Origin of the sequence: Streptomyces sp. NPDC085596 (assembly GCF_044541565.1) — a bacterium.
GTDB lineage: Bacteria > Actinomycetota > Actinomycetes > Streptomycetales > Streptomycetaceae > Streptomyces.
Genome location: NZ_JBITTC010000001.1, coordinates 966,342 through 990,208, shown reverse-complemented (window position 1 = coordinate 990,208; position 23,867 = coordinate 966,342). Strand labels below are relative to the sequence as shown.

23 protein-coding genes are annotated in these 23,867 nt (G+C 71.5%); 12 read left to right on the top strand and 11 right to left on the bottom strand.

The window, feature by feature from the left end; translation table 11 throughout:
* Positions 1–12: 12 nt before the first annotated feature.
* From ACIGA3_RS04505 to ACIGA3_RS04480, 6 genes are all read right to left on the bottom strand, one after another.
* Positions 13–858, bottom strand: coding sequence for a siderophore-interacting protein (locus tag ACIGA3_RS04505; RefSeq protein ID WP_399710433.1), 846 nt, complete (start codon positions 856–858; stop codon positions 13–15).
* Positions 859–900: 42 nt separating this feature from the next.
* Positions 901–1,947, bottom strand: coding sequence for an ABC transporter substrate-binding protein (locus ACIGA3_RS04500; RefSeq protein ID WP_399710431.1), 1,047 nt, complete (start codon positions 1,945–1,947; stop codon positions 901–903).
* 118 nt (positions 1,948–2,065) lie between these two features.
* Positions 2,066–3,226: an acyl-CoA dehydrogenase family protein gene (locus ACIGA3_RS04495; RefSeq protein WP_399710429.1), complete on the bottom strand. Its 1,161-nt coding sequence runs from the start codon at positions 3,224–3,226 to the stop codon at positions 2,066–2,068.
* 5 nt (positions 3,227–3,231) lie between these two features.
* A complete protein-coding gene (locus ACIGA3_RS04490) occupies positions 3,232–4,182 on the bottom strand; it encodes a hydroxymethylglutaryl-CoA lyase (RefSeq protein ID WP_399710427.1) in 951 nt (316 codons plus the stop codon).
* Positions 4,179–6,116, bottom strand: coding sequence for an acetyl-CoA carboxylase biotin carboxylase subunit (locus tag ACIGA3_RS04485; RefSeq protein WP_399710426.1), 1,938 nt, complete (start codon positions 6,114–6,116; stop codon positions 4,179–4,181). Before ACIGA3_RS04485 ends, ACIGA3_RS04490 begins: the two co-directional genes overlap by 4 nt.
* A 14-nt stretch (positions 6,117–6,130) precedes the next feature.
* Positions 6,131–7,747, bottom strand: a complete 1,617-nt coding sequence (locus ACIGA3_RS04480; protein ID WP_399710424.1) for a carboxyl transferase domain-containing protein — start codon at positions 7,745–7,747, stop codon at positions 6,131–6,133.
* A gap of 86 nt (positions 7,748–7,833) precedes the next feature.
* Here ACIGA3_RS04480 and ACIGA3_RS04475 point away from each other — a divergent pair, with 86 nt between their 5' ends.
* The 5 genes from ACIGA3_RS04475 (at position 7,834) to ACIGA3_RS04455 (ending at position 12,000) form a co-directional block, all read left to right on the top strand.
* Positions 7,834–8,430 (top strand): TetR/AcrR family transcriptional regulator, encoded by a 597-nt coding sequence (locus ACIGA3_RS04475; protein ID WP_399710422.1) that lies wholly within the window; start codon positions 7,834–7,836, stop codon positions 8,428–8,430.
* A gap of 322 nt (positions 8,431–8,752) precedes the next feature.
* Positions 8,753–9,016 carry a hypothetical protein gene (locus ACIGA3_RS04470; RefSeq protein WP_399710420.1) on the top strand — a complete coding sequence of 88 codons (264 nt, stop codon included), beginning with the start codon at positions 8,753–8,755 and terminating at the stop codon, positions 9,014–9,016.
* A gap of 116 nt (positions 9,017–9,132) precedes the next feature.
* Positions 9,133–10,290, top strand: a complete 1,158-nt coding sequence (locus ACIGA3_RS04465; RefSeq protein WP_399710418.1) for an acyl-CoA dehydrogenase family protein — start codon at positions 9,133–9,135, stop codon at positions 10,288–10,290.
* 36 nt (positions 10,291–10,326) lie between these two features.
* Positions 10,327–11,193 carry an acyl-CoA thioesterase II gene (gene tesB, locus ACIGA3_RS04460; RefSeq protein ID WP_399710416.1) on the top strand — a complete coding sequence of 289 codons (867 nt, stop codon included), beginning with the start codon at positions 10,327–10,329 and terminating at the stop codon, positions 11,191–11,193.
* 411 nt (positions 11,194–11,604) lie between these two features.
* Entirely contained in the window at positions 11,605–12,000 is a 396-nt protein-coding gene (locus ACIGA3_RS04455; protein WP_399710414.1) for a hypothetical protein, read from the top strand.
* A gap of 65 nt (positions 12,001–12,065) precedes the next feature.
* On the opposite strand, the gene ACIGA3_RS04450 is transcribed toward ACIGA3_RS04455, so the two are convergent.
* Together ACIGA3_RS04450 and ACIGA3_RS04445 are read right to left on the bottom strand one after the other, a co-directional pair.
* Positions 12,066–12,854 (bottom strand): phosphatase, encoded by a 789-nt coding sequence (locus ACIGA3_RS04450; RefSeq protein ID WP_399710412.1) that lies wholly within the window; start codon positions 12,852–12,854, stop codon positions 12,066–12,068.
* Positions 12,855–12,925: 71 nt separating this feature from the next.
* Entirely contained in the window at positions 12,926–14,425 is a 1,500-nt protein-coding gene (locus tag ACIGA3_RS04445) for a PucR family transcriptional regulator ligand-binding domain-containing protein (RefSeq protein ID WP_399710410.1), read from the bottom strand.
* Between the two features lie 196 nt (positions 14,426–14,621).
* Between ACIGA3_RS04445 and ACIGA3_RS04440 the strand changes: the two genes are divergently transcribed.
* Genes ACIGA3_RS04440 through ACIGA3_RS04430 form a run of 3 tightly spaced genes read left to right on the top strand, consistent with a single transcriptional unit; the run spans position 14,622 to position 18,810 of the window.
* Entirely contained in the window at positions 14,622–16,091 is a 1,470-nt protein-coding gene (locus ACIGA3_RS04440) for a sodium:solute symporter (protein WP_399710408.1), read from the top strand.
* Between the two features lie 56 nt (positions 16,092–16,147).
* Positions 16,148–17,119, top strand: coding sequence for an agmatinase (gene speB, locus ACIGA3_RS04435; RefSeq protein WP_399710406.1), 972 nt, complete (start codon positions 16,148–16,150; stop codon positions 17,117–17,119).
* A gap of 5 nt (positions 17,120–17,124) precedes the next feature.
* Positions 17,125–18,810 (top strand): thiamine pyrophosphate-binding protein, encoded by a 1,686-nt coding sequence (locus ACIGA3_RS04430; protein ID WP_399710405.1) that lies wholly within the window; start codon positions 17,125–17,127, stop codon positions 18,808–18,810.
* 68 nt (positions 18,811–18,878) lie between these two features.
* On the opposite strand, the gene ACIGA3_RS04425 is transcribed toward ACIGA3_RS04430, so the two are convergent.
* Positions 18,879–19,682 (bottom strand): endonuclease I family protein, encoded by an 804-nt coding sequence (locus ACIGA3_RS04425; RefSeq protein ID WP_399710404.1) that lies wholly within the window; start codon positions 19,680–19,682, stop codon positions 18,879–18,881.
* A 222-nt stretch (positions 19,683–19,904) separates the two neighbouring features.
* Positions 19,905–20,591, bottom strand: a complete 687-nt coding sequence (locus ACIGA3_RS04420) for an alpha/beta fold hydrolase (RefSeq protein WP_399710402.1) — start codon at positions 20,589–20,591, stop codon at positions 19,905–19,907.
* Between the two features lie 180 nt (positions 20,592–20,771).
* Between ACIGA3_RS04420 and ACIGA3_RS04415 the strand changes: the two genes are divergently transcribed.
* Genes ACIGA3_RS04415 through ACIGA3_RS04400 form a run of 4 tightly spaced genes read left to right on the top strand, consistent with a single transcriptional unit; the run spans position 20,772 to position 23,493 of the window.
* The gene (locus ACIGA3_RS04415; protein ID WP_399710400.1) at positions 20,772–21,134 is read left to right on the top strand and encodes a helix-turn-helix domain-containing protein; all 363 of its coding nucleotides are present in this window, start codon (positions 20,772–20,774) and stop codon (positions 21,132–21,134) included.
* Between the two features lie 41 nt (positions 21,135–21,175).
* Complete coding sequence (locus tag ACIGA3_RS04410; RefSeq protein ID WP_399710398.1) at positions 21,176–21,496, top strand: hypothetical protein; 321 nt, start codon at positions 21,176–21,178, stop codon at positions 21,494–21,496.
* 11 nt (positions 21,497–21,507) lie between these two features.
* Positions 21,508–22,431 (top strand): serine hydrolase, encoded by a 924-nt coding sequence (locus ACIGA3_RS04405; RefSeq protein ID WP_399710397.1) that lies wholly within the window; start codon positions 21,508–21,510, stop codon positions 22,429–22,431.
* 54 nt (positions 22,432–22,485) lie between these two features.
* Entirely contained in the window at positions 22,486–23,493 is a 1,008-nt protein-coding gene (locus tag ACIGA3_RS04400) for an esterase-like activity of phytase family protein (RefSeq protein WP_399710395.1), read from the top strand.
* On the opposite strand, the gene ACIGA3_RS04395 is transcribed toward ACIGA3_RS04400, so the two are convergent.
* The gene (locus ACIGA3_RS04395; RefSeq protein ID WP_399710393.1) at positions 23,490–23,771 is read right to left on the bottom strand and encodes a hypothetical protein; all 282 of its coding nucleotides are present in this window, start codon (positions 23,769–23,771) and stop codon (positions 23,490–23,492) included. The genes ACIGA3_RS04400 and ACIGA3_RS04395 overlap by 4 nt on opposite strands.
* Positions 23,772–23,867: the final 96 nt, after the last annotated feature.

Here is a 23,867-nt window from a genome sequence, read left to right as displayed (position 1 = left end):
GGGGACCGTCCCTTACGCGGCGCTCGCGCGCAGCTGTTCCTCCGTCAGCCCCTGCCGCCAGTAACCGACGAAGGTCACCCGCCGCCGTTCGGTGCCGCGCTCCCCGACGAAGTGCCGGCGCAGCTCCCGCACCTGCCCGGCCTCGCCCGCGAGCCAGACGTACGGGCTGGTGTGCGCGGGCAGTTCGGCCGCGCGCAGGGCCTCCACGGCCGAGGGGGCGCCCTCGTGCCGTACCAGCCAGGTGATCCGGGCGTCCGCCTCGGTCCGCACGTCCTGGATGTCCCCGGCGTGCGGCACCTGCAGCCAGGCGTGCACCCGGGTCGACGGCGGCAGCGACTCCAGTACGGCCGTGGCGGCCGGTACGGCGGTCTCGTCGCCCCACAGCACGACCAGGTCGGTGTCCTCCGGCGCCCGGAACCGGATGGCCCGGTTGTCGGCGACGGCGGGCCCGAGCAGCAGCACCCGGTCGCCCTCGGCGGCACCGGCGGCCCAGCGGGAGGCGGGGCCGGCCGGGACGGGGGCGCCGGGCTCCGTGCCGTGCAGGGCGAAGTCGATGTCGATCTCGTCCGGGTCCCGGCGCAGCGCCCGCAGGGTGTACGAGCGCATCACCGCCCGTACGTCGTCCGGGAGTTCACGCCAGCCGTGCCACCAGTCGTCGCCCAGCTCCAGCGGGACCACGGGTGCGCTCTGGCCCGGCTGTGGCAGGAACAGCGAGAGGGACTGGTCGCGGCCCTCGGAGTGGAACTCGGTCAGCTCGGGGCCGGTGAAGGTGACGCGGAGCAGAGACGGGCCGAGCCGCCTCGTCCGGGTCACCTGGAGGGCGAAGAAACGGAACGGGGCGGCTACGGCCGTCGTCATGCGGGGCTCCTGAACGTCAGGAAGGGTTCAGATGGGCAGGGGCTAGCTGACCTTCTTGGCCGTCTCGATGGCCTTGGCGAGGTTCTCCAGCAGCGGCGCGCACTTGTCGTAGGACAGGATCGGCTCGGCGGAGCGGGGGATGACCTGGCCGGCCTTGACGGCGGGCAGCTTCTTCCAGGTGGCCTTGGTGATGTCGGCGGGCTGGATGGCCACGGAGCGGTCGTCCATGATGATGACGTCGGCCGGGTGCTTGTCGACGTTCTCCCAGCTCAGCGTCTCGAACCAGCCGCCGGTGGGCTTCTTGGCCGCCTCCGAGGGCTCGATGAAGTTCACGCCGAGGGACTTGAAGTACTCCAGGTCCGCGGAGAGGTTGGTGCCGGAGACGTAGAACGCGTCCTGCGCGGCCGAGCCGGCCATCACCTTGATCTCGGGGCGGGACTTGGCCGCCTTGCGCAGCCGGGCCGCGGCCGCCTCGAAGCGCTTCTTGGCGTCGGCGACCTTGGCCGCCTTCATGTCGGCGCCGAGGGACTCGGCCAGCTCCCACACGCGCTGGAGCGGACCGGTGAGCGGGCGGTCGTAGACCGAGACGGCGACGCTGGGGGCCAGCTTGGCTATCTTCGCGGCGGACTCCAGCGGCACGTACCAGAGGGTGCCCTTGGGGTCGAAGGTCGTGGTGATGAGGACCTGCGGGCCGAAGGCCGCGTACTCCTCGATGTTGAACTGGTCGAAGACATTGCCGAAGACGGTCAGCTTGCTGACGTCCATGTCGCCGGCCTGCACATCGGCCTTGCCATCCTTGGTCTTGGTCGGGCCGAAGACGCCCTTGACCTCGACGCCGTAGTCGTACAGCGCGGCGGCGACACCGGTGAACGCGACGATCTTCGTGGGGACCGAGTCCAGCTTGACGGTCGTGCCGCGGTCGTCCTTGAAGCTCCACGCGCCGGACTTGCCGGGCTTGGCCTGCCCCTCGGAGCCACCGCTCTTCCCCTTGTCGTCACCGCATGCGGCAAGCGCGACGCCAAGACCGAGAACGCCGCCCGCGGCGAGGATGCCGCGACGAGTGAGGTGGGTGGCACGGGTGTGGGACATGGGTATGACTGCTTTCGACCGGGGCGGACACCGCCTGACCAATTCGCAGCAAGGTTAGCCTAACCTTGCTGTATGTCCAGGGCTGGGGCGTCCGCCCCCATCGGGCTGTTCGCCGAGGTCAGCCGGTCAGGCCCAACTCCCGGGCGATCAGCATGCGTTGGACCTCGCTGGTGCCCTCGCCGATTTCCAGGATCTTGGAGTCGCGCCACATGCGGGCGACCGGGTACTCGTTCATGAAGCCGTAGCCGCCGTGGATCTGGGTGGCGTCGCGGGCGTTGTCGACGGCGACCGTGGAGGAGTGGAGCTTGGCGATGGCGGCTTCCTTCTTGAAGGGTTCGCCGGCCACCAGGCGGGCCGCCGCGTCGCGCCAGGCGAGGCGGGCGGTGTGCGCCTTCATCTCCATGTCGGCCAGCTTGAACTGGATGGCCTGGTTGGCGCCGATCGGCCGCCCGAACGCCTGCCGCTCCTTGGCGTAGCGCACCGACTCGTCCACACAGCCCTGGGCGAGCCCGGTGCCCAGCGCGGCGATGGCGATGCGGCCCTCGTCCAGGATGCGGAGGAACTGGGCGTAGCCGCGGCCCTGCTCGCCGAGCAGGTTGGCGGCGGGGACGCGGACGTCCTGGAAGGACAGCTCGCGGGTGTCCGAGGCGTTCCAGCCGACCTTGGAGTAGGGAGCGGCCACCGTGAAGCCGGGGGTGCCCGAGGGGACGATGATCGAGGAGATCAGCGGCTTGCCGTCCGGCTTGCGGCCGGTGACCGCCGTGACCGTCACCAGGCCGGTGATGTCCGTGCCCGAGTTGGTGATGAAGCACTTGGTGCCGTTGATGACCCATTCGTTCGTGTCCGGGTCCAGGCGGGCCGTCGTACGGGTCGCGCCCGCGTCCGAGCCGCCGTCCGGCTCGGTCAGCCCGAACGCGCCCAGGACCTCGCCCGCGCACAGCCGGGGCAGCCACTCGGCCTTCTGCTCCTCGGTGCCGAACAGATGGATCGGCATGGCCCCGAGCGAGACGCCCGCCTCCAGGGTGATGGCCACCGAGGAGTCGACACGGGCCAGCTCCTCCAGCGCGATGCCCAGCGCCAGATAGTCGCCGCCCATCCCGCCGTACTCCTCCGGGAACGGCAGCCCGAACAGGCCCATCCGGCCCATCTCGCGGACGATCTCGTACGGGAACTCGTGCCGCTCGTAGAAGTCGCCGATCTTCGGCGCCACGACGTCGTGCGCGAACTCCTCCACCGTGCGGCGGAGTTCCTCCAGCTCGGGGCTGAGGCGGTGGTCCATGCTGATCACTGGTCCTTGTCGGGCTGTGTCGTGGTGCCGAGGGCGCGGACGGTGCGGGAGGGGCTCGGGCGGCCCAGGTGGCCCGCCATCCAGACGCTGGTGGCGGTCAGCGCTTCGAGGTCGACGCCGGTCTCGATGCCGAGGCCGCGCAGCATCCAGACCAGGTCCTCGGTGGCGAGGTTGCCGGTGGCGGACTTGGCGTACGGGCAGCCGCCGAGGCCGCCCGCGGAGGCGTCTACGGTGGTGACGCCGTGCTGGAGCGCCGCGTAGGTGTTGGCGAGCGCCTGGCCGTAGGTGTCGTGGAAGTGGACGCCCAGTTCTGCCGTGGGCAGGCCCGCCTCGTTGAGCTGGGTGAGCAGGGCGCGGACCTGGCCGGGTGTCGCTACGCCGATGGTGTCGCCGAGGCTCAGCTCGTCGCAGCCCATGTCCCTCAGGGCCGCGCACACCCGGACCACCTGGGGGAGCGGTACCTCGCCCTCCCACGGGTCGCCGAAGCACATCGACACATAGCCGCGTACATGGGCGCCCGCGTCCTTGGCCTGCCGTACTACCGGCTCGAACACGGCCAGCGACTCGTCCACCGTGCGGTTGAGGTTGGCCTTGGCGAAGGACTCGGTGGCGCTGGCGAACACCGCGATCCGGCGCGCCCCGAGCGCGAGCGCCCGGTCAAGCCCGCGCTGGTTGGGCACCAGCACCGGCAGCTCGGCGTCCACGTCGGAGAGCTGCGGGAACAGCTCCTCGGCGTCCGCCAGTTGGGGCACCCACTTGGGGTGCACGAAGCTGGTCGCCTCGATCGTGGTCAGGCCCGCCTCGCGCAGCCGGCGGATGAACTCCGCCTTCACCTTGGTCGGTACGGCCGACTTCTCGTTCTGCAGGCCGTCCCGCGCGCCCACCTCGTGGATGCGGACCCGCGTGGGCAGGCCGGGGTCGGGGACGACCATGGGCAGGGCGCTCATTCCGACTCCTCCTTCGGCGCGATGACGGCCAGCACCTGGTCCATGGCGACCGTGCTGCCGGGCGTCACGTCGAGTTCGGCGACCGTGCCGGCGTGCGGGGCGGAGACCACGTGCTCCATCTTCATCGCCTCCACCACCAGCAGGCTCTGCCCGGCCTCGACCTCGTCGCCCACGGCCACCTTCACCACCGTCACCGTGCCCGGCATGGGCGCGGTCAGCGAGTCGGCGCCCGCGTGCGCGGACCGGCTCAGCGAGGCCGCGACCGGGTCGTGGTCCCGCACCTGCCAGGCGTCACCGTCCCGGCCGAGCCAGTCGGCCGCGCGGCGGAAGGTGTGCCGGACGCCGTCCAGGGTGACGCTGACCGTGTCGGGGGTGACGTGGGCGTCAGTGCCGCGCAAGGCGTGCTCCACAGGCTCCCCGCCGGGCACACGCAACGGGAACGACACCGGCTTCGGGGTCCCGCTCAGCCGCCAGCCGTCCGGCACCGAGAAGGGGTCCACCCAGCCGTCGCCCCTGGGGCGCAGCTCCTCCAGGCGTACGGCCGCCGCCGCCTCGTAGACCTCCTCCGGAACCCCGTCCGGGATCAGGTCGTCCACCGCGCGCTCCACCAGCCCGGTGTCCAGCTCGCCCGCCACCACCGCGGGATGCGCGAGCAGCCGGCGCAGGAAGCCCGCGTTGGTCGGGACGCCCAGCGTGACCGTCTCCGCCAGGGCGGCGCGCAGCCTGCGCAGGGCGGTCGCGCGGTCGGGGCCGTAGGCGATCACCTTGGACAGCATCGGGTCGTACAGGCTGCCGACCTCGGTGCCCTCGCTGAGCCCGGAGTCGGTGCGGACCCCGTCGCCCTGGGGCTCGTCCAGCAGCAGGACCGTGCCGCCCGAGGGGAGGAAGCCGCGGGCCGGGTCCTCGGCGCAGATACGGGCCTCCACGGCGTGCCCGGTCAGGCGGACGTCCTCCTGGGTGAAGCCCAGCGGCTCACCGGCGGCGACTCGGAGCTGCCATTCCACCAGGTCCAGGCCCGTGATCAGCTCGGTCACCGGGTGCTCGACCTGGAGGCGGGTGTTCATCTCCATGAAGTAGTACGAGGACGGGTCTTTGCCCGGCACGATGAACTCCACCGTGCCCGCGCCCCGGTACCCGCACGAGCGGGCCGCCTGCACGGCCGCCTCGCCCATCGCGGCGCGGGTCGCCTCGTCGAGCAGGACGCTCGGCGCCTCCTCGATGACCTTCTGGTGCCGCCGCTGGAGGGAGCACTCGCGCTCGCCGAGGTGGACGACGTTGCCGTGGCCGTCGGCCAGGACCTGGATCTCGATGTGCCGGGGGCGGTCGATCCACCGCTCGACCAGCAGGGTGTCGTCGCCGAAGGAGGCGCGGGCCTCGCGGCGGGCGGCCGCGATCTCCTCGGCCAGCGCGCCCTCCTCCCGCACCAGGCGCATGCCCTTGCCGCCGCCGCCCGCCGAGGGCTTCAGCAGCACCGGCATCCCGATCTCGCGGGCGGCGTCGGCCAGTTCGGCATCCGTGAGCCCGCTGCCGCTGGAGCCCGGCACGACCGGCACCCCGGCCGCGCGCACCGTCTCCTTGGCCCGGATCTTGTCGCCCATCAGGGCGATGGCGTCCGCCGGGGGCCCGATGAAGGCGAGCCCCGCCTCCTCGCAGGCGCGCGCGAAGCCGGCGTTCTCGGCGAGGAAGCCGTAGCCGGGGTGGACCGCCTGGGCGCCGGTGCGGGCGGCGGCCTGAAGCAGCCGCTCCACCGACAGATAGCTCTCCCCGGCCGGGGCCGGGCCGATCCGGACGGCCGTGTCGGCCTCCCGGACGTGCCGCGCGTCGGCGTCGGCGTCGGAGAAGACCGCCACCGAGCGCACGCCGAGCGCGCGGAGCGTACGGATGACCCGTACGGCGATCTCGCCCCGGTTGGCGACCAGCACTGTGTCGAACACGATTCCCCTCCCTCTCACATCCGGAAGACGCCGAACCGGGGCTCTCCCAGCGGCGCGTTGGCACAGGCGGTCAGGGCGAGTCCGAGCACCTGACGGGTCTGGAGCGGGTCGATGACGCCGTCGTCCCAGAGCCGGGCGGTGGCGTAGTAGGCGCTGCCCTGGCTCTCGTACTGCGCGCGGATCGGCGCCTTGAAGGCGTCCTCCGCGTCGGCGGACCACTCCTCGCCGCGCGCCTCCATCTGGTCCCGCTTGACGGTCGCGAGCACCGAGGCGGCCTGCTCGCCGCCCATGACGGAGATCTTGGCGCCGGGCCACATCCACAGGAAGCGGGGGGAGTAGGCGCGGCCGCACATCGAGTAGTTGCCCGCGCCGTACGAGCCGCCGACGACCACCGTCAGCTTCGGTACGCGCGTGCAGGCGACGGCGGTGACCATCTTGGCGCCGTGCTTGGCGATGCCGCCCGCCTCGTAGTCCCTGCCGACCATGAAGCCGGAGATGTTCTGGAGGAAGACCAGGGGGATGCCGCGCTGGTCGCACAGCTCGATGAAGTGCGCGCCCTTCTGGGCGGACTCGGAGAACAGGATGCCGTTGTTGGCGACGATGCCGACCGGGTGGCCGTGGATACGCGCGAAGCCGGTGACCAGGGTCTGGCCGAACTCGGACTTGAACTCGCTGAACCGCGAGCCGTCCACCACGCGGGCGATGATCTCGCGGACGTCGTAGGGGGTGCGGGAGTCGACCGGGACCGCGCCGTACAGCCCGAAGGGGTCGACCTTGGGCTCGACGGCCGCCGTCACCTCCCAGGGCGCGTCCTTGCGGGCGGGGAGGGTGGCGACGATGTTCCGCACGATCCTGAGCGCGTGCGCGTCGTCCTCCGCGAGGTGGTCGGTGACGCCGGAGACGCGGGAGTGGACCTCGCCGCCGCCCAGCTCCTCCGCCGTGACGACCTCGCCGGTGGCGGCCTTCACCAGCGGGGGGCCGCCGAGGAAGATCGTGCCCTGGCCGCGGACGATGACCGCTTCGTCGCTCATCGCCGGTACGTAGGCTCCGCCGGCCGTGCAGGAGCCGAGGACGGCCGCGATCTGCGGGATGCCGGCCGCCGACATGCGGGCCTGGTTGTAGAAGATGCGGCCGAAGTGGTCGCGGTCGGGGAAGACCTCGTCCTGCATGGGCAGGAAGGCGCCGCCGGAGTCCACCAGGTAGACACAGGGCAGGCGGTTGTCGAGGGCCACCTCCTGGGCGCGCAGGTGCTTCTTCACCGTCATCGGGTAGTACGTGCCGCCCTTGACGGTCGCGTCATTGGCGACGATCACGCACTCGCGGCCGCTGACCCGGCCGATCCCGGCGATGACTCCGGCGGCCGGGGCCTGCCCGTCGTACATCCCGTCGGCCGCCAGGGGGGCCAGCTCCAGGAAGGGGGAGCCGGGATCGAGCAGGGCGTCCACCCGGTCCCTCGGCAGCAGCTTGCCGCGCGCGGTGTGCCGGGCGCGCGCCTTCTCACCGCCGCCGAGGGCCGCGGACGCCAGCTTGGCGCGCAGCTCCTCGCCCAGGGCGAGATGGGCCTGTTCATTGGCCCGCCAGGGCTCCGACGCGGGGTCTGCCGCGCTCGTCAGCTCCGGTGCCTCGTGCATCCTGCGAACCCCTCACCTTGTTAATGAGCGTTAACGCATTTCCCTCAGGTTAACGACCGCTAACCTCGCTGTCTACAATGACCCGCATGGCCAGCAGAACCGACGCCACGACCCGGCGCCAGCAGATCCTCAAGGAGGCGGCCCGCCTCTTCGCCGAGCGCGGGTTCCACGGCGTGGGCGTGGACGAGATAGGGGCGGCGGTCGGCATCAGCGGTCCCGGCCTCTACCGGCACTTCCCCGGCAAGGACGCGATGCTCGCGGAGCTGCTGGTGGGCATCAGCGGCCAGCTCCTCACCGGCGCGCGGCGCAGGCTGGCGGAGGCGGACGGTCAGGCCGGGGCCTCCGAGGTGCTGGACTCCCTCATCGAGGGCCACATCGACTTCGCCCTGGACGACCGCCCCCTGATCACCCTCCACGACCGCGAACTGGACCGCCTGCGCGACAGCGACCGCAAGCTCGTCCGCCAGCTCCAGCGCCAGTACGTCGAACTCTGGGTCGGCGTCGTCCGCGAGGTCTACCCCACCCTCACCGAACCCGCCGCCCGCTCCGCGGTCCACTCCGTCTTCGGCCTCCTCAACTCCACCCCCCACCTCGGCCGCTCCGGCACCCTCCCGGGCCGGGCCACGACGGCGACCCTGCTCCACCGGATGGCCCGGGGGGCGTTCGGGGCGGCGGGCGCCTGACGGCTCCGCCGGTACGTTGCGGCCGTGGACTACGCCAGGATGCGCGTGCTCGCCGAGGAACTGGGTGCCTTCGCCGAGGGGCTCGAGGGCGCGTGGCGCGTCGAGATCGGACCGGAGGGGCCTTCGCTGGCCTTGAGAAGTCGCCCGAAGCGCCATGCGGGTACCGTCCGCCGGCTGCGCGAGCAACTGGACGGGCAACTCCGCGCGACCCATCCGGACCACATCTGCGCATCCCCGCACATCGAGCACCCAGCCCTCGGCCGGATGCTCCACCCGGACCTGGCGGTCGTTCCCGAGGCCGCCCTCGACGGACGGCCCGGCGGTGAACGCCTCGCATGTGCCGGCGTCCGCCGAAATCGTCACCGAGGTGGAGGGGAGTGCCGCGCGGCCGGGCACCTTTGCCGCCATGGGCATAGCCCACCACCTGATCGTCGACCCCCGGACCGGCACCATCGAGGCCCACTCCGACCCCCGCAAGGGCCGTTACGCCCGCAAGGACGCGTACATCTTCGGCGACACCGTCCCCTTCGGACCCTGGCTGATCGGCACCGCCGACTTCCGCCGGTACGGCAAGGCCGGGAACTGACAGCCGTCCGGGGTGGGGAAGCTCACCCTGGACGGTGAACGTACTCGCCGGTACCTTCGGTTGAGCAAGCGCTTAGACATGCTCGATGTCATGCCGAGGTACGTGGAGGTGGCGGCGTGCGCCGTACGGTGTTCAACGAGGATCACGAGGCGTTCCGGGAGACTCTCCGGGACTTCATCGAGTCCGAGGTCGTGCCGGTCTACGACGAGTGGTTCGCCGCCGGTCAGGCTCCGCGCGACTTCTACCACCAGCTCGGCGAGCTGGGCATCTTCGGCATCAACGTGCCCGAGGAGTTCGGCGGCGCCGGCATGGACAGCCACAAGTTCGAGGCGGTGCTGTACGAGGAGACCGCCCGCGCGGGTGTCCAGTTCGGCGGCTCCGGCGTGCACGTGCTGCTCGCCCTGCCGTACATCAAGATGCTGGCCACGGACGAGCAGAAGAAGCGTTTCCTGCCGAAGTTCGTCACCGGCGAGGAGATGTGGGCCATCGCCATGACCGAGCCCGGCACCGGCTCGGACCTCGCGGGCATGAAGACCACCGCCAAGCTCTCCGAGGACGGCACGCACTACGTCCTCAACGGCGCCAAGACCTTCATCACCGGCGGTGTGCACGCCGACAAGGTCATCGTCTGCGCCCGCACCTCCGCCCCGAAGGAGGACGACCGCCGGTTCGGCATCTCCCTCTTCGCCGTGGACACCAAGTCCGAGGGCTACTCCGTCGGCCGCAAGCTGGACAAGCTCGGCCTGCGCACCTCCGACACCGCCGAACTCGCCTTCGTGGACGTCAAGGTCCCCGTCGAGGACCTGCTCGGCGAGGAGAACAAGGGCTTCTCCTACCTCGGCCACAACCTGGCCTCCGAGCGCTGGGGCATCGCCTTCGGCGCCTACGCCCAGGCCAAGGCCGCCGTCCGCTTCGCCAAGAGTTACGTCCAGGACCGCACGGTCTTCGGCAAGCCGGTCTCCCACTTCCAGAACACCAAGTTCGAGCTGGCCGCCTGCCAGGCCGAGGTGGACGCCGCCGAGGCCGTCGCCGACCGCGCCACCGAGGCGCTGGACGCCGGCGAGCTGACCCCCGCCGAGGCCGCCTCCGCCAAGCTGTTCTGCACCGAGGTCGCCCACCGCGTGATCGACCGCTGCCTCCAGCTGCACGGCGGCTACGGCTACATGAACGAGTACCCGATCGCCCGCCTGTACGCGGACAACCGGGTCAACCGCATCTACGGCGGCACCAGCGAGATCATGAAGTCGATCATCGCCAAGGACATGGGCCTGTAAGGCCCCCGCAATAACTGGCCGGTACAACTACACGACATGAGCCAGGCACTTCAGGACCTCCTCGATCTGCTCGATCTCGAGCGGATCGAGGAGGACATCTACCGCGGCCGGTCCCGCTCCGCCGTCGTCCCCCGCGTCTTCGGCGGGCAGGTCGCCGCGCAGGCGCTGGTCGCCGCCGGGCGCACGGTCCCCGCCGACCGCGCCGCCCACTCCCTGCACGCGTACTTCCTGCGCACCGGCGACCCCGGCGCGCCGATCGTCTACAGCGTCGACCGCATCCGCGACGGCCGTTCCTTCACCACCCGCCGCGTGGTCGCCGTCCAGCACGGCAAGCCGATCTTCCACCTCTCCGCCTCCTTCCAGGCGTACGAGGACGGCCTCGACCACCAGGCCCCCATGCCGCCCGCTCCCGACCCGGCCACCCTGCCGACGTCCCAGGAGCGCCTGCGCGGCTACGCCCACCTCGACCCCGAGATCGTGGAGCGCTTCCTGGAGGCCCGCGAGGCGATCGACCTGCGGTACGTGGACGAGCCGCCGTACGGGGAGTTCGGCACCCCGCGCGAGCCGCACAGCCAGGTCTGGTTCCGTGCCAACGGCAAGCTGGACGACGATCCCCTGCTGCACGTCGTCCTCGCCACCTACGTCTCCGACATGACCCTGCTCGACTCGGTGCTGCTCGCCCACGGGCGCGGCGGCTGGGCGGTCGGGGACGTGGTCGGGGCCTCCCTGGACCACGCGATGTGGTTCCACCGCCCCTTCCGCGCCGACGAGTGGCTGCTCTACGACCAGGAGTCACCGTCCGCGCACGGCGGCCGGGGCCTGGGCCAGGCCCGGATCTACACGCGGGACGGCCATCTCGCCATCTCCGTCGTCCAGGAGGGCGTGGTCCGCGTACCCCGCTGAGGTATCAAATCCGTTGTCCGGCGCCGGAGATGACCCCGTACATGGGGCCTCTGGCGCCCTCGGTTGCGAGGGGTTCCGGGCCGTGCGGATGGTGCCTGCGAGGGCCCGTCACTCAGTAGACCGCTCAACAGGACGCGCGACGCATCCGGGACTAGGCTTCATGAGTGAAGGCCGCAGCACACGGCATGCCCGGCGACGAGGATTCCGGATTCCAGGACCTCAGCCGCAGCACCTGATGGCGTAAATGCGCACGGGTGGTCTGTAAGGCGTCGACGGAGCACGATCGTGCCGCTCAGCACACTGCGGTGACACCTGAAGACCGTGCCGCAATCTTCCTCTTCGCGGTGACGGCCATCCACCTCGCACCCAGATCGGGATCGCGAGAGACGATGGAATGAAAGGTAATTTCTCATGCGATCAACGCGCGCGAGGCGTCTCGTCGCCCTGTCCGCAACCGGCCTGCTGCTGGCCGGCGGAGCAGCGGTGGGCGCCGCGGGCACCGCTTCGGCGACCCAGAACGGCCACCACAGCTCCTACGACCGGGACTACCGGGACGGTCACCACAACAGGTACAACGATCGCGGCTGGTGGAACGATGACGACTGGGGTCGTCACGGCAACCGTCACCACAACAACTGGAACAACTGGGGTGACTACAACAACAACTGGGGTGGCTACGGCCACGGCGGTTACGGCCATGGCGGCTACGGCAACGGTCACGGCGGCGGCTACGGCGGCGGTCATGGCGGCGGCTACGGCGGCGGCCACGGCGGTGGCGGTCACGGCGGCGGCGGCCACGGTCGCTGACAACACCGCAACCTGAGCGCGACGTGCGGTCCCTCCGGGGGCCGCACCTCGCGTTCCGGGCAGGCTCAGCCGAGGCCGGCCTGGTCCAGCAGATACGCCGTCATCGGGTCGTAGTAGCGGGGGCTGACCACGTGGTCGTCGAGCGGCACCGCCACCTGGAGGGTGCCCTCGGCCTCGGCGAGGAACAGCGCCGGGTCGTTGCAGTCGGCGTACCCGGCCGCGTCGACACCGTGCTGCGCGGCGTATCCGGCCCAGCCGTGGTCGGCCACGACGAGGTCCGGCAGCTCGCGGCCCTCGCGCTCAAGTCCCGTGAGAATGGCGCGCATCGGCTCCCCGGAGTGGGTGTGCCAGAGAGTCGCGCCATGCTCCAGGACGGCCACGTCCGCGAACTGCATGACGTACCCCTCGTCGGTCTGGAGCCGCTCGGGGATGACGACGATCTCGCAGCCGGCGGCGCGCAGCGCGGCGGCGGTGGCCCGGTGTACGTCCAGCAGGCCGCCGGGATGACCGGTGGCGAACAGCACCCGCTGGCGGTCCTCGGCGGCCTTGCGCAGCCGCAGCGCGAGGCGCTCCAGCGCGGCCACCGTCAGCTCCGGGTCGATGGTGTCCTGCCCGTACCGGTGCTCGGCGTCGTCATTGACCCCGACCCGCTCGGCCATCACCGCGAGCACGTCCTGCTCGTCGGTCCACCGCTCGCCCAGCTCCAGGCCGAGCCAGAAATGCCGGTCGCCGTTGGCCAGCCTGCGGTAGTGGGAGAGGTTGTTCTCGCGGGGCGTGGCCACGTCCCCCGCGATCCGCGTTCTCACCAGATGGTCGACGAGCTGAGCACGGCTGGGCGTCCCGGATATCGGCATGCCCCCCATTGTGGGGCAGCGAACGATCCGCCGTCTCCGGGACGCCCCTCTTCCGGGGGACCCTTGTTGATCTAGCCGCGCCGCAGGGCGAACCACAGCTCCATGCGGACGTCCGGATCGTCCAGATCCGTGTCCAGGAGGGCCGCGCAGCGGGTGATGCGCTGGCGGACGGTGTTGCGGTGCACGTCCAGCGCCACCGCCGTGCGGTCCCAACTCCCGTGCAGGGACAGCCAGGTGCGCAGGGTCTCGGTCAGCGCGGGGCCCGCCGCGAGCGGGGCGAGGAGGGCCCGCGCGTACTCCTCCGCGTCCGCGCGCGGCACCAGCTCCGACAGCCCCGGCCGGGCGCCGTGCCGGACCAGCGGGGCGCGGGTGGCGCGGGCCCGGGCCAGCGCGCGGGCGGCCTGCGCGTCGGCGGACGGCCAGTCGGCGGGCCCGGCGGGGGCACCGACGCCCAGCGTCCAGCCGGGCTGCGCGGCCGGTTCCCGCCCGGCGGGCACGAGGACGCGTACGACGTCACGGGCCAGGTCGATCAGGGGTGAGCCGAGCGCCGCGCCGAGGGCGGCCGAGCCCACGGGGTCCGGCGAACCGTTCTCCGGGCGCGCGTGCACCACGAGCCACCGGGCGTCGTCTCCGCCGCCGAGCAGCGCGGCCACCTCCGCCGGGGCCGAGCCCAGCAGCAGCCGCACCAGCGCGGAGGAGCGGGCCGCGCCCGCCCCGCTCTGGTGCTCACCGGTCAGCAGGGAGAGGAGCACGGCGGCGACGGAGGCGATGGTGTGGTCCGCCGGTTCGCGCCGCCTGGTCGCCACACCGAGTACGAACCCGCTGCTCCCGCCGAGGGCGTAGGCGGCGAGCTGGGTGTCCCCGAGTGAGTCGGTGGCCGAGGTGGGGGCGTCCCGAGCGGTGTCCGCGGGGCCGGCGTCCGGCCGTACCACCCCCGTCAGCTGCCGCAGCGCCTCCTGCGTGCCCGGTACCGGAGCGCGGCCCGCGCTCGCGATCACCGTGCCGTCGGGGCCGTAGAGGAGGGCGTGGGCGGAGAGACGCTGGGCCAGCTGGCGCAGGACCGAGGGGACGGGGTCGGGGCGGGAGGCGGCGGCGGCCAGGCTCTGCTGGGCCTCCGTGACGCGGCGCAGCTCGGCCAGGCGGGCCTGCGCCATCAGCTGCCACACCGCGCGGGCGACCCCGGAGAACGTGGTCCGGGGCGGCACCTCCAGCAGGGGGAGCCCGTACGTGTCACAGGCGGCGACCAGCGCGCGGGGCACCGTGTCGTGCACCGGGGCCAGCCCGAAGCCGAGGGCCGCGCCGCCCGCGGCGACGATCCGGGACACATAGTCCTCGAAGTAAGCGCCGGCCCCCGCCGCCTCCGGCACATGCACCCCGGCCGTCAGCAGCAGCTCGCCGCCCAGCAGATAGGGGTACGGGTCGGCCATCTCCGAGGTGTGCGCCCAGTGGATCACGGTGTCCGGCGCCGGGGGGCCGGCGATCTGGCGCAGGCCCAGGTCCTCGCGGGCCAGCAGCGCCGAGAGCGGTACGGGCGGGGTCGGTGGGACGGCCGGCGCGATCGGCTCAGACATGGTGTGCACATCCTCCTGCCTGCCCCGTTCGTATGGATGAAACGTACACTTCGCAGTCGCTTTCCGGCCACCTAGTGTCTAGGCGGAACGGCAGCCGCGGGTACGGGCGGATGTCCCCGCGATCCGCTGCCGTCGAAACCCCCACGCCACCGCACGACACGCCACCGGACAAGCGCGCGAAGGAGGGCCCCGCCCCATGGCCGTCGACTACACAGTGATCGTCGTCTATCTCGTCGGGATGCTGGCCATGGGCTGGTGGGGCATGCGCCGCGCCAAGTCGAAGAGCGAGTTCCTGGTGGCCGGCCGCAGACTGGGCCCGGCCATGTACTCCGGCACCATGGCCGCCATCGTCCTGGGCGGCGCGTCCACCATCGGCGGGGTCGGCCTCGGCTACAAGTACGGCCTCTCCGGCGCCTGGATGGTCTTCACCATCGGCCTCGGCCTGCTCGCCCTGTCGGTGTTCTTCTCGGCCCGCATCGCCCGGCTGAAGGTCTACACCGTCTCCGAGATGCTGGACCTGCGCTACGGCGGCCGGGCCGGACTCATCTCCGGCGTGGTCATGTGGGCGTACACCCTGATGCTCGCGGTCACCTCGACCATCGCCTACGCCACGATCTTCGACGTGCTGTTCGACATGAACCGCACCCTGGCGATCGTCCTCGGCGGCTCGATCGTCGTCGCGTACTCCACCCTCGGCGGCATGTGGTCGATCACGCTCACCGACATGGTGCAGTTCGTGGTGAAGACCATCGGCGTGCTGCTCCTGCTGCTGCCGATCGCCGTGGTCAAGGCGGGCGGTTTCTCGGAGATGAAGGCGAAGCTGCCGACCTCGTACTTCGACCCGCTGGGCATCGGCGGCGAGACGATCTTCACCTATGTGCTGATCTACACCTTCGGCATGCTGATCGGCCAGGACATCTGGCAGCGCGTGTTCACCGCCCGCGACGACCGCACCGCCAAGTGGGGCGGCACGGTGGCGGGCACCTACTGCCTGGTCTACGCCGTCGCCGGCGCGGTGATCGGCACCGCCGCCAAGGTGCTCTACCCCAAGCTCTCCAGCCCGGACGACGCCTTCGCCACCATCGTCAAGGACGAACTCCCCATCGGCGTCCGGGGCCTGGTGCTGGCCGCCGCCCTCGCCGCCGTGATGTCGACCTCCTCCGGCGCCCTGATCGCCTGCGCGACCGTCGCCAACAACGACATCTGGTCCCGGCTGCGGGGCCTGGTACGGGCGGACGCCTCCACGGGCGAGGAGCACGACGAGGTGAAGGGCAACCGCGTCTTCATCCTGATCATGGGCCTCGCCGTGATCGGCACCGCCATCGCGCTGAACAACGTCGTCGAGGCGCTGACCGTCGCCTACAACCTCCTCGTCGGCGGCCTGCTCGTACCGATCCTCGGCGGCCTGCTGTGGAAGCGCGGCACCGTTCAGGGCGCGCTGGCCTCCGTGATCGTCGGCGGCCTCGCGGTGACCGGCCTGATGGCGGGCTACGGCATCCTCGCCAACGAGCCCGTCTACTACGGCCTGCTCGCCTCCCTGGCCGCCTACATCGCGGTCTCCCTGGCCACGAAGCCCACCGACGAACGCGTCCTCGCCGTCTGGCGCGACCGCCTCGCCGGCAGGTCCCCCGAACTCCCGTCCGAACCGGTCCCGGCTCACCAGTAGAGTCGTACGGAAAGCAGTACATGCGCGACGAAGCGCAAGGAAGAAGGCATTTCACGATGAGCAGCTCCGAGACGCCCCGCGGGCCCGTCGACTCCTCCCGCATCCCGCGCTACGCGGGCCCCGCGACCTTCGCCCGGCTGCCCCGCCTGGACGAGGTCGGCCGCGCCGACGTCGCCGTGGTCGGCGTGCCGTTCGACTCGGGCGTCTCGTACCGGCCGGGCGCCCGCTTCGGCGGCAACGCGATCCGCGAGGCGTCCCGGCTGCTGCGCCCCTACAACCCCGCGCAGGACGCCTCTCCCTTCGCCCTCGCACAGGTGGCGGACGGCGGCGACATCGCGGTGAACCCGTTCAACATCAACGAGGCCGTCGACACGATCGAGGCGGCCGCGGACGACCTGCTCGGCACCGGCGCCCGCCTGATGACGCTGGGCGGCGACCACACCATCGCGCTGCCGCTGCTGCGCTCGGTCGCCAAGAAGCACGGCCCGGTGGCCCTGCTGCACTTCGACGCGCACCTCGACACCTGGGACACCTACTTCGGCGCCGAGTACACCCACGGCACGCCGTTCCGCCGCGCGGTGGAGGAGGGCATCCTCGACACCGAGGCGCTGTCCCACGTCGGCACCCGCGGCCCGCTGTACGGCAAGCAGGACCTCACCGACGACGAGAAGCTGGGCTTCGGCATCGTCACCTCGGCCGACGTCTACCGCCGGGGCGCCGACGAGGTCGCCGACCAGCTCCGCCAGCGCATCGGGGACCGCCCGCTGTACATCTCCATCGACATCGACTGCCTCGACCCGGCCCACGCCCCCGGCACCGGCACCCCCGAGGCGGGCGGCATGACCTCCCGCGAGCTGCTGGAGATCCTGCGCGGCCTGGCCTCGTGCAACCTGGTCTCGGCCGACGTGGTCGAGGTCGCCCCGGCCTACGACCACGCGGAGATCACGTCGGTCGCGGCCTCGCACACGGCGTACGAACTCACCACCATCATGAGCCGTCAGATCGCGGCGGCCCGGAAGGACGCGTAAGCGACGTGACGCACGACCACGACCTGGAACTCCGCCCGACCGAGGCGCAGACAGAGGCGGCCCTGAATCCCCCGCCGGGGCGCAACGGCGGCGACCTGGTCGTGGAGACCCTGGCCGGCCTGGGCGCGACGACCGTCTTCGGCCTGCCCGGCCAGCACGCGCTCGGCATGTTCGACGCGCTGCGCCGCTCCGCGCTGCGCTACATCGGCCTCCGGGTGGAGAACAACGCGGGCTTCGCGGCGGACGCGTACGGCCGGATCACGGGGGAGGCGGCGCCGCTGCTGCTGTCCACCGGTCCGGGCGCGCTGACCTCGCTGGCGGCCCTCCAGGAGGCGGCGTCGGCCTCGGCGCCCGTCCTGGCGATCAGCAGCCAGATCCCGACCGCCGGGCTGGGCGGCGGGCGACACGGCTACCTCCACGAACTCCCGGACCAGTCGGCCTCGTTCCGGGGTGTGGTGAAGTCGGTCCACACGGTCCGCACCCAGTCCCAGATCCCGTCGGCGATCGCGGAGGCGTGGCGGTCCGCGCTCACCGCGCCGCACGGCCCGGTGTGGGTGGAGATCCCGCAGGACGTGCTCCTCGCGGAGACCTCGCTGCCCATGGTGACGGCGCCGGACGCGACGCCGGAGGAACTGGTCCCGCGTATCGAACTCACCGCCGTGGCAGCCGACTTGCTGTCCAGGGCCGAGCGTCCGGCGATCATCGCGGGCGGGGGAGTCGTACGGTCGGACGCCTCGGGCAAGCTGCGGCAACTGGCGGAGAAGCTGGACGCCCCCGTGGTGACCACCTTCGGCGGCAAGGGCGCCTTCCCCTGGGAGCACCCGCTGTCCCTCCAGTCCTGGCTGGAGGACCGGCACATGACCGACCTGCTGGAGGACGCGGACGTCCTGCTGGTGGTCGGCTCGGGGCTCGGTGAACTCTCCTCGAACTACCACACGTTCAAGCCGCGCGGCCGGGTCGTACAGATCGAGGCCGACCTCGGCAAGCTGGAGTCCAACCACCCGGCACTGGGCATCCACGCGGACGCCCGCCTCGCGCTGCAGGCGCTGCTGGAGACGGTGACGGAGCGGACGGACGAGACGGCTCCCGACCGGGTCCGTGACGTGCTCTCCCGGATCGGGGACCGCATCGCCGGACAGGAACTCACCCTGGAACAGGACGTGTTGGCATCGGTCCGCCGCGCCCTCCCGGCCGGCTCACCGTCCTTCTGGGACATGACGATCCTCGCCTACTGGGCCTGGTCCGCCTTCGACCCGCGCGGCGCCAACACCATGCACTCCGCCCAGGGCGCGGGCGGCCTCGGCTACGGCTTCCCCGCCGCCCTCGGCGCGGCCGCCGCCGACCCGACCCGCCCGGTCCTCGCCGTCTCCGGCGACGGCGGCGCCCTGTACTCCATCGCGGAGCTGGCCACGGCCAAGCAGTACGAGCTTCCCGTGACCTGGCTGATCATCGACGACGGCGGCTACGGCATCCTCCGCGAGTACATGACGGACGCCTTCGGCCAGGCCACGGCGACCGAACTGACCCGCCCGGACTACGTCGCCCTGGCGGAGTCCTTCGGGGTACCGGGTGTGCGTACGTCCCCGGAAGCCCTTGAGGCGGACCTGGCGAAGGCGCTGGCGTCTCCGGGGCCGTCGGTGGTCGTACTCCCGGCGGTGCTGCGGATGTTCGCGCCCACGCACCTGGACTGAACGGCCGCGCCGGACACCGGACGGTGGTGAACTCCCCCTCCGCGGGGGAGTTCACCACCGTCGTGCTCTCACCAGATCGCGTCGACCCACTCCGGGTGGTCGATGAACGGGTTGCGGTTGTGCTGGTAGGTGTCGTAGATGACCTGGTTGCGCTTCTCCTCGAAGGCGCTCGGCGGGTCCTCGTCGCTCCACTGCTTGAGGACGGACAGTTTCCCGATGTACGGGTTGCTGCCGTTGCTGACCTTCTCGTTGGGCTCCAGGTCGGCGAAGCCGTCGCCCCCGTCGTAGCGGACCGCCATGTAGAGGATCATCCGGGCCACGTCGCCCTTGTCCGCGTCGCGCGGCTCGAAGGAGTCGGAGTCGGTGAGGCTGCCGCCCCCGCCGCTGACCGTGCTGCCGCCGTTGTCGAAGTCCTTGTTGCCGCGGATGCTGTTGACCGATACGTCCGCGGGGCGCAGGTGGTGCAGGTCGGTGCCGGGACCGGTCACCTCGCCGAAGTCGCCGTGCGACTTGGCCCAGGTGTGCTCGCGGTTCCAGTCGCCGGTGCTGCCGCCGTTGAGGGACTTGGCGCGTGAGACGCCGCTGTAGAGCAGGATCACGTTGCTGCTGTTGTCCGGGTCCTGGTCGGTGACCTTCAGTGCGTCCCAGACCGCCGAGTACGAGATCTTGCTCTGACTGCTGATGATGGTGTGCAGCGAGGACTTGAGACTCGCGCCCGTCTTGCCGACGGCGTTCTTGTAGTACGTGCTGTCGTACGAGGTCGTCGTCGCGCTTGCCGGGGTGGCGACCGCAGCGGGCAGGGTGAGGCCGACGAGCAGGGCCGAAACGGCCAGCGCCGGAGCCTTCCAACGGTGCATGTGCGTCACGGGCATGAGGGTGCCGATCTACGCGGGTTGATTGAGTGGACAAAGAGCGTGGCATGGACACGCGTAAATGGCGGTGAAGAAGAGGTGACCGTTGTGTGTCGAGATCCGGCAAGTCGCCTGCGCTGAGCGCTCTTTGAAGTGACGGTGGCGGACCTGGCGAAGGCCCCGGTGTCCCTCGAACACCGGCGGCCGGACCTGGACGAGCTGGGGTGGCGGCTCTGGAGGGCGTCACTCCCCGGCCGCGTCGAGCAGCACCTGTGCCAGCTCGCGCGGCCGGGAGAGCATCGGCCAGTGGCCGGTGTCCATGCGGACCAGCCCCCAGTGGCCGTCGGCCACCAACTGGGCCACGTCGTCGTCGGGTTCCTCCCCTGCGGGTGCGCAGAGGACGTAGGTCGCCTTCAGGGCGGTGAGTGGTCCGGATAGTACGGCGGGCTCGGTCAGGGTGCGGCCCGGGTGGGGCGTGGAGTCGGCCACGATCCGGGCGATCTGCTCCTCGGTGAGGTTGTGGCCGGCGTAGTGGGAGGCGGGGGCGGGCGGCCAGAAGCCGTCGTTCCGGGCGAGGGACGCCTCGATGTCCGGCCACGGCCCGGCGAAGGACTCGCCGTCGGCCGGGATGCTGGAGTCGAGGAACACGGTGTGTGCCAGCCGGTTCTCGATTCGCTGTGCGGCCTGGCCTACTGGGATACCGGCGTAGCTGTGGCCCACGAGGACGACTTCGCGCAGATCCAGCCGTTCGACCTCGTCGACGATGTCCTGCACATGCGTCTGCTGCCCGGCCGGCAGCCCCTGCTTCTCGGCGAGGCCGGTGAGCGTCAGGGGGTGGGCGCCGTGACCGGCCGCTCGGAGGTGGGGTACGACGTCGTCCCAGGCCCATGAGCCCAGGCGGGCGCCCGGTACGAGTATGAAGTTGACCATGGGGGCACGGTAGCGGTGTCCGAAGCGTGACTCAGGGACGGGACGAGGCGTCGGCTGCCTTGGCCCGGCAGGTCGAGCATGTCCCGGACCTCCTCGCGACGAACAGATGCCGATAGAGCGTCACTTGACGCCGAGGGATACCGCAGAACGTCACTTTGTCCGCCCGCGGAGCGCGCCATCATGGAAGCCCCGACCCGGCGCCGGGTCACCGGCCTGCGGCGTGAGGAGCCGGCCATGCTCTCCGGCGTCAGCGTCACCCACTACACCCGCCTGGAACAGGGCCGCGCGGCCGGCGCCTCCGACTCCGTCCTCTCCGCCATCGCCCGCACGCTCCGCCTGGCCGACGACGAGACGGCCCACCTACGGGCCCTGGCCCGCCGGCCCCGCCGTACGACCCCGTCCCGCCCGGAACACGCGAGCGCGTCGGTAGGGCAGTTGCCGGCCGCGATGCCGGGCGTCCCCGCCCTCGCCCTGGACCGCCGCAACGACGTACTCGCCTGGAACAAGCCCGGCCACGCCCTCCTGGCCGCCCACCTCCCCTAGGCCTCACCGGAGTCCCGGCCACCCGCCCCAACCTCACCCACATGCTCTTCCTGGACGAGCCCTACCGCGCCCTCTACCGCGACTGGCCCGCGGAAGCGGTCCTGGCCGTCGCTTCCCTCCGCCAGGTGGCGGCCCGCCACCCCGACGACCAACGCCTCGCCGACCTGGTCGGCCAACTGACGATCCACTCAGACCTCAGAGCGGGCGCTCCGCGAGCTGACGCAGGTCGCTCCGAGGGCATACCCAGTCATTCCCCGATCTGCGGAGCGGTGATAACGGTGCCGTCGGCTCCCCAACCGAAAATCCTGGTCGGCCTCCACACCTTCACGAACACCAGTGCAACCCTCCCCCCTCCCCAGTAGTCAATCCGTGCATGACGCACCGGATATCACCCCGCGCCCGCCAGGGAGCGCTCGCAGCCGTTCTGGGCGGAGTGCTGCTCGTGCCCGTCGTCGGGGTCGCCCCCGCATCGGCCGCCACGGCGGTCACCTGCACCTCTGCCAAGGCCGGGCTCGCGGCCAAGCTCAGTAAGGACATCGGGGCCGCGCTCGCCAAGCGGAAGGGGAGTGTCGCGCTCGGGGTGTATGAGCGCGGCACCAACACCACCTGCACGCTGCGCGCGACGAGCGCGTACGACTCGGCCAGTACCGTCAAGGTCACCGTGCTGGCCACCCTGTTGTGGGACGCGAAGAAGAAGAACCGGTATCTGACGAGCACCGAGACCTCGCTGGCCACGGCGATGATCACGAAGTCGGACAACACCGCGACCAGCAAGCTGTGGAAGCAGCTCGGTGCGACGAAGGTCAAGGGCTTCCTGAAGGCCGCCGGGATGACGAAGACGACGCCGGGTGCGAACGGCTACTGGGGTCTGACCCAGATCAACGTCACCGACGAGCAGAAGCTGCTCAAGCTCGTCACCGCCAAGAACTCCGTGCTGAGCGACAACTCCCGTGCCTACATCCTGAAGTTGATGGGCAAGGTCGTCTCCTCCCAGCGCTGGGGCACCCCCGCCGGCGCCCCCTCCACCGTCGCCGTCCACGTCAAGAACGGCTGGCTCCAGCGCGCCACCCACGGCTGGCGCGTCCACAGCCTCGGCACCTTCAACGGCGCCGGCCACGACTACACGATCACCGTGCTGACCCAGGACAACAGCACGATGGACTACGGCGTCACCACCATCCAGACCGTCGCCAAGGCCATCCACAAGGACCTGGTCCCGACCACGTCGAAGACGGCCCTGTACGTCCCGACCAGCACGCCCCGCGAGGCGTTCGTCGCGACCCCGCCGCAGGGCTGATCCTTCACCGGGCGCTCTCCCGCCGGTCACCGCGCACGCCCTACGGTGACCGGCATGCGCCCACGCACCGTGCTCGCGGCCCTGGCCGCCGCCACCCTCGCCGCCACCGGCACCGCGAACGCCAACGCCCCCCAAAAAGAAACCTGTTCGGCCTCCGTCGCCATCGACAGCTTCTCCGACGCCCTCGACAAGACCGCCTACGACGGCACTTACGTCGGCAACCTCTCCGCCCTCGCCGTCGACCGCGACGGTTCGCTCGCCGCGCTCTCGGACCGGTCCACCCTGTTCCGGCTGGACGCGAACGGTCCGACCGCCGCCGTGACGCTCCCGGACGACCTGGATTCAGAAGGGCTCGCCATCGACCGGGACGGCACCCGCCTGGTCACCTCCGAGACCGAGCCCTCCGTGCACCGGTACTCGCGCGAGGGGAAGCTCCTGGAGCGGCTGCCCGTGCCCGATGAACTGAAAGTCGCCCCCGCCGGCCGCGCCACCGCCAACCAGACCTTCGAGGGCCTGACCCTCCTCCCCGGCGGCCACACCCTCCTCGCGTCCATGGAGTACGCCCTCGCCGGCGACGACCCCGGCACCGTCCGCTTCCAGACCTGGACGCGGGACCACGGCCGGTTCCGGCTCGGCGCGCAGTACGCGTACCGCACCGACGACCCGGCGCTCGGTGTCCCGGAGGTGCAGGCCACCCCCGACGGCCGCTTCCTTGTCCTGGAGCGCGGCTTCGAAGCAGGCGTCGGCAACACCGTCCGGCTCTCCCTGGCCGACCCGCGGCACGCCACGGACACGTCACGCGTCGAGCACCTCACCGGACAGCCCGGCGTACGTCCCCTCCGCAAGACCCCGCTCGCCGACCTCGCCGCCTGCCCCACCCTCGGCGCGACCGCCCGCCAGCCCCAGCCGAACCCGCTGCTCGACAACATCGAGGGCATGACCGTCACCGGCCAGGACCGTGCGAAGAGGCTGAAGGTGCTCCTGGTCAGCGACGACAACCAGAACCCGGCCCAGACGACCCGCCTCTACCGGCTGCGCGTGCGGACTACGCGTGCGGACTAACTGAGACTGCCGTCCGCGTTCCAGTCCTCCGGGATCTCCGACGACAGACCGAGCGCGCGGGCGCGGTCCTCGACGTGGCGGCGGATCGTGTCGTGCGGGTCGCGGCGGCCCCGGCCGACCGCGTGGATCGCCCGGTGCAGATCCTCCGCGCCGTGCAGGTCCGCCGGGCGGACGGGGTAGCCGCCGTCCGGGAGGGACCAGCCCTCCGAGGCGCAGTAGCGCCGGGCCGCCGCGTCCAGGTCGGCAGCGTCCGGTGTGTCGATGCTGCCCTTGTCCATACCCGCCTCCAGCGCAGAATCCCTACGACGCGACGCATTCCAGCACAGACACGGACACCCCGCCCGCCGGGCGCCACGCCCCCGCCCGGAATACCC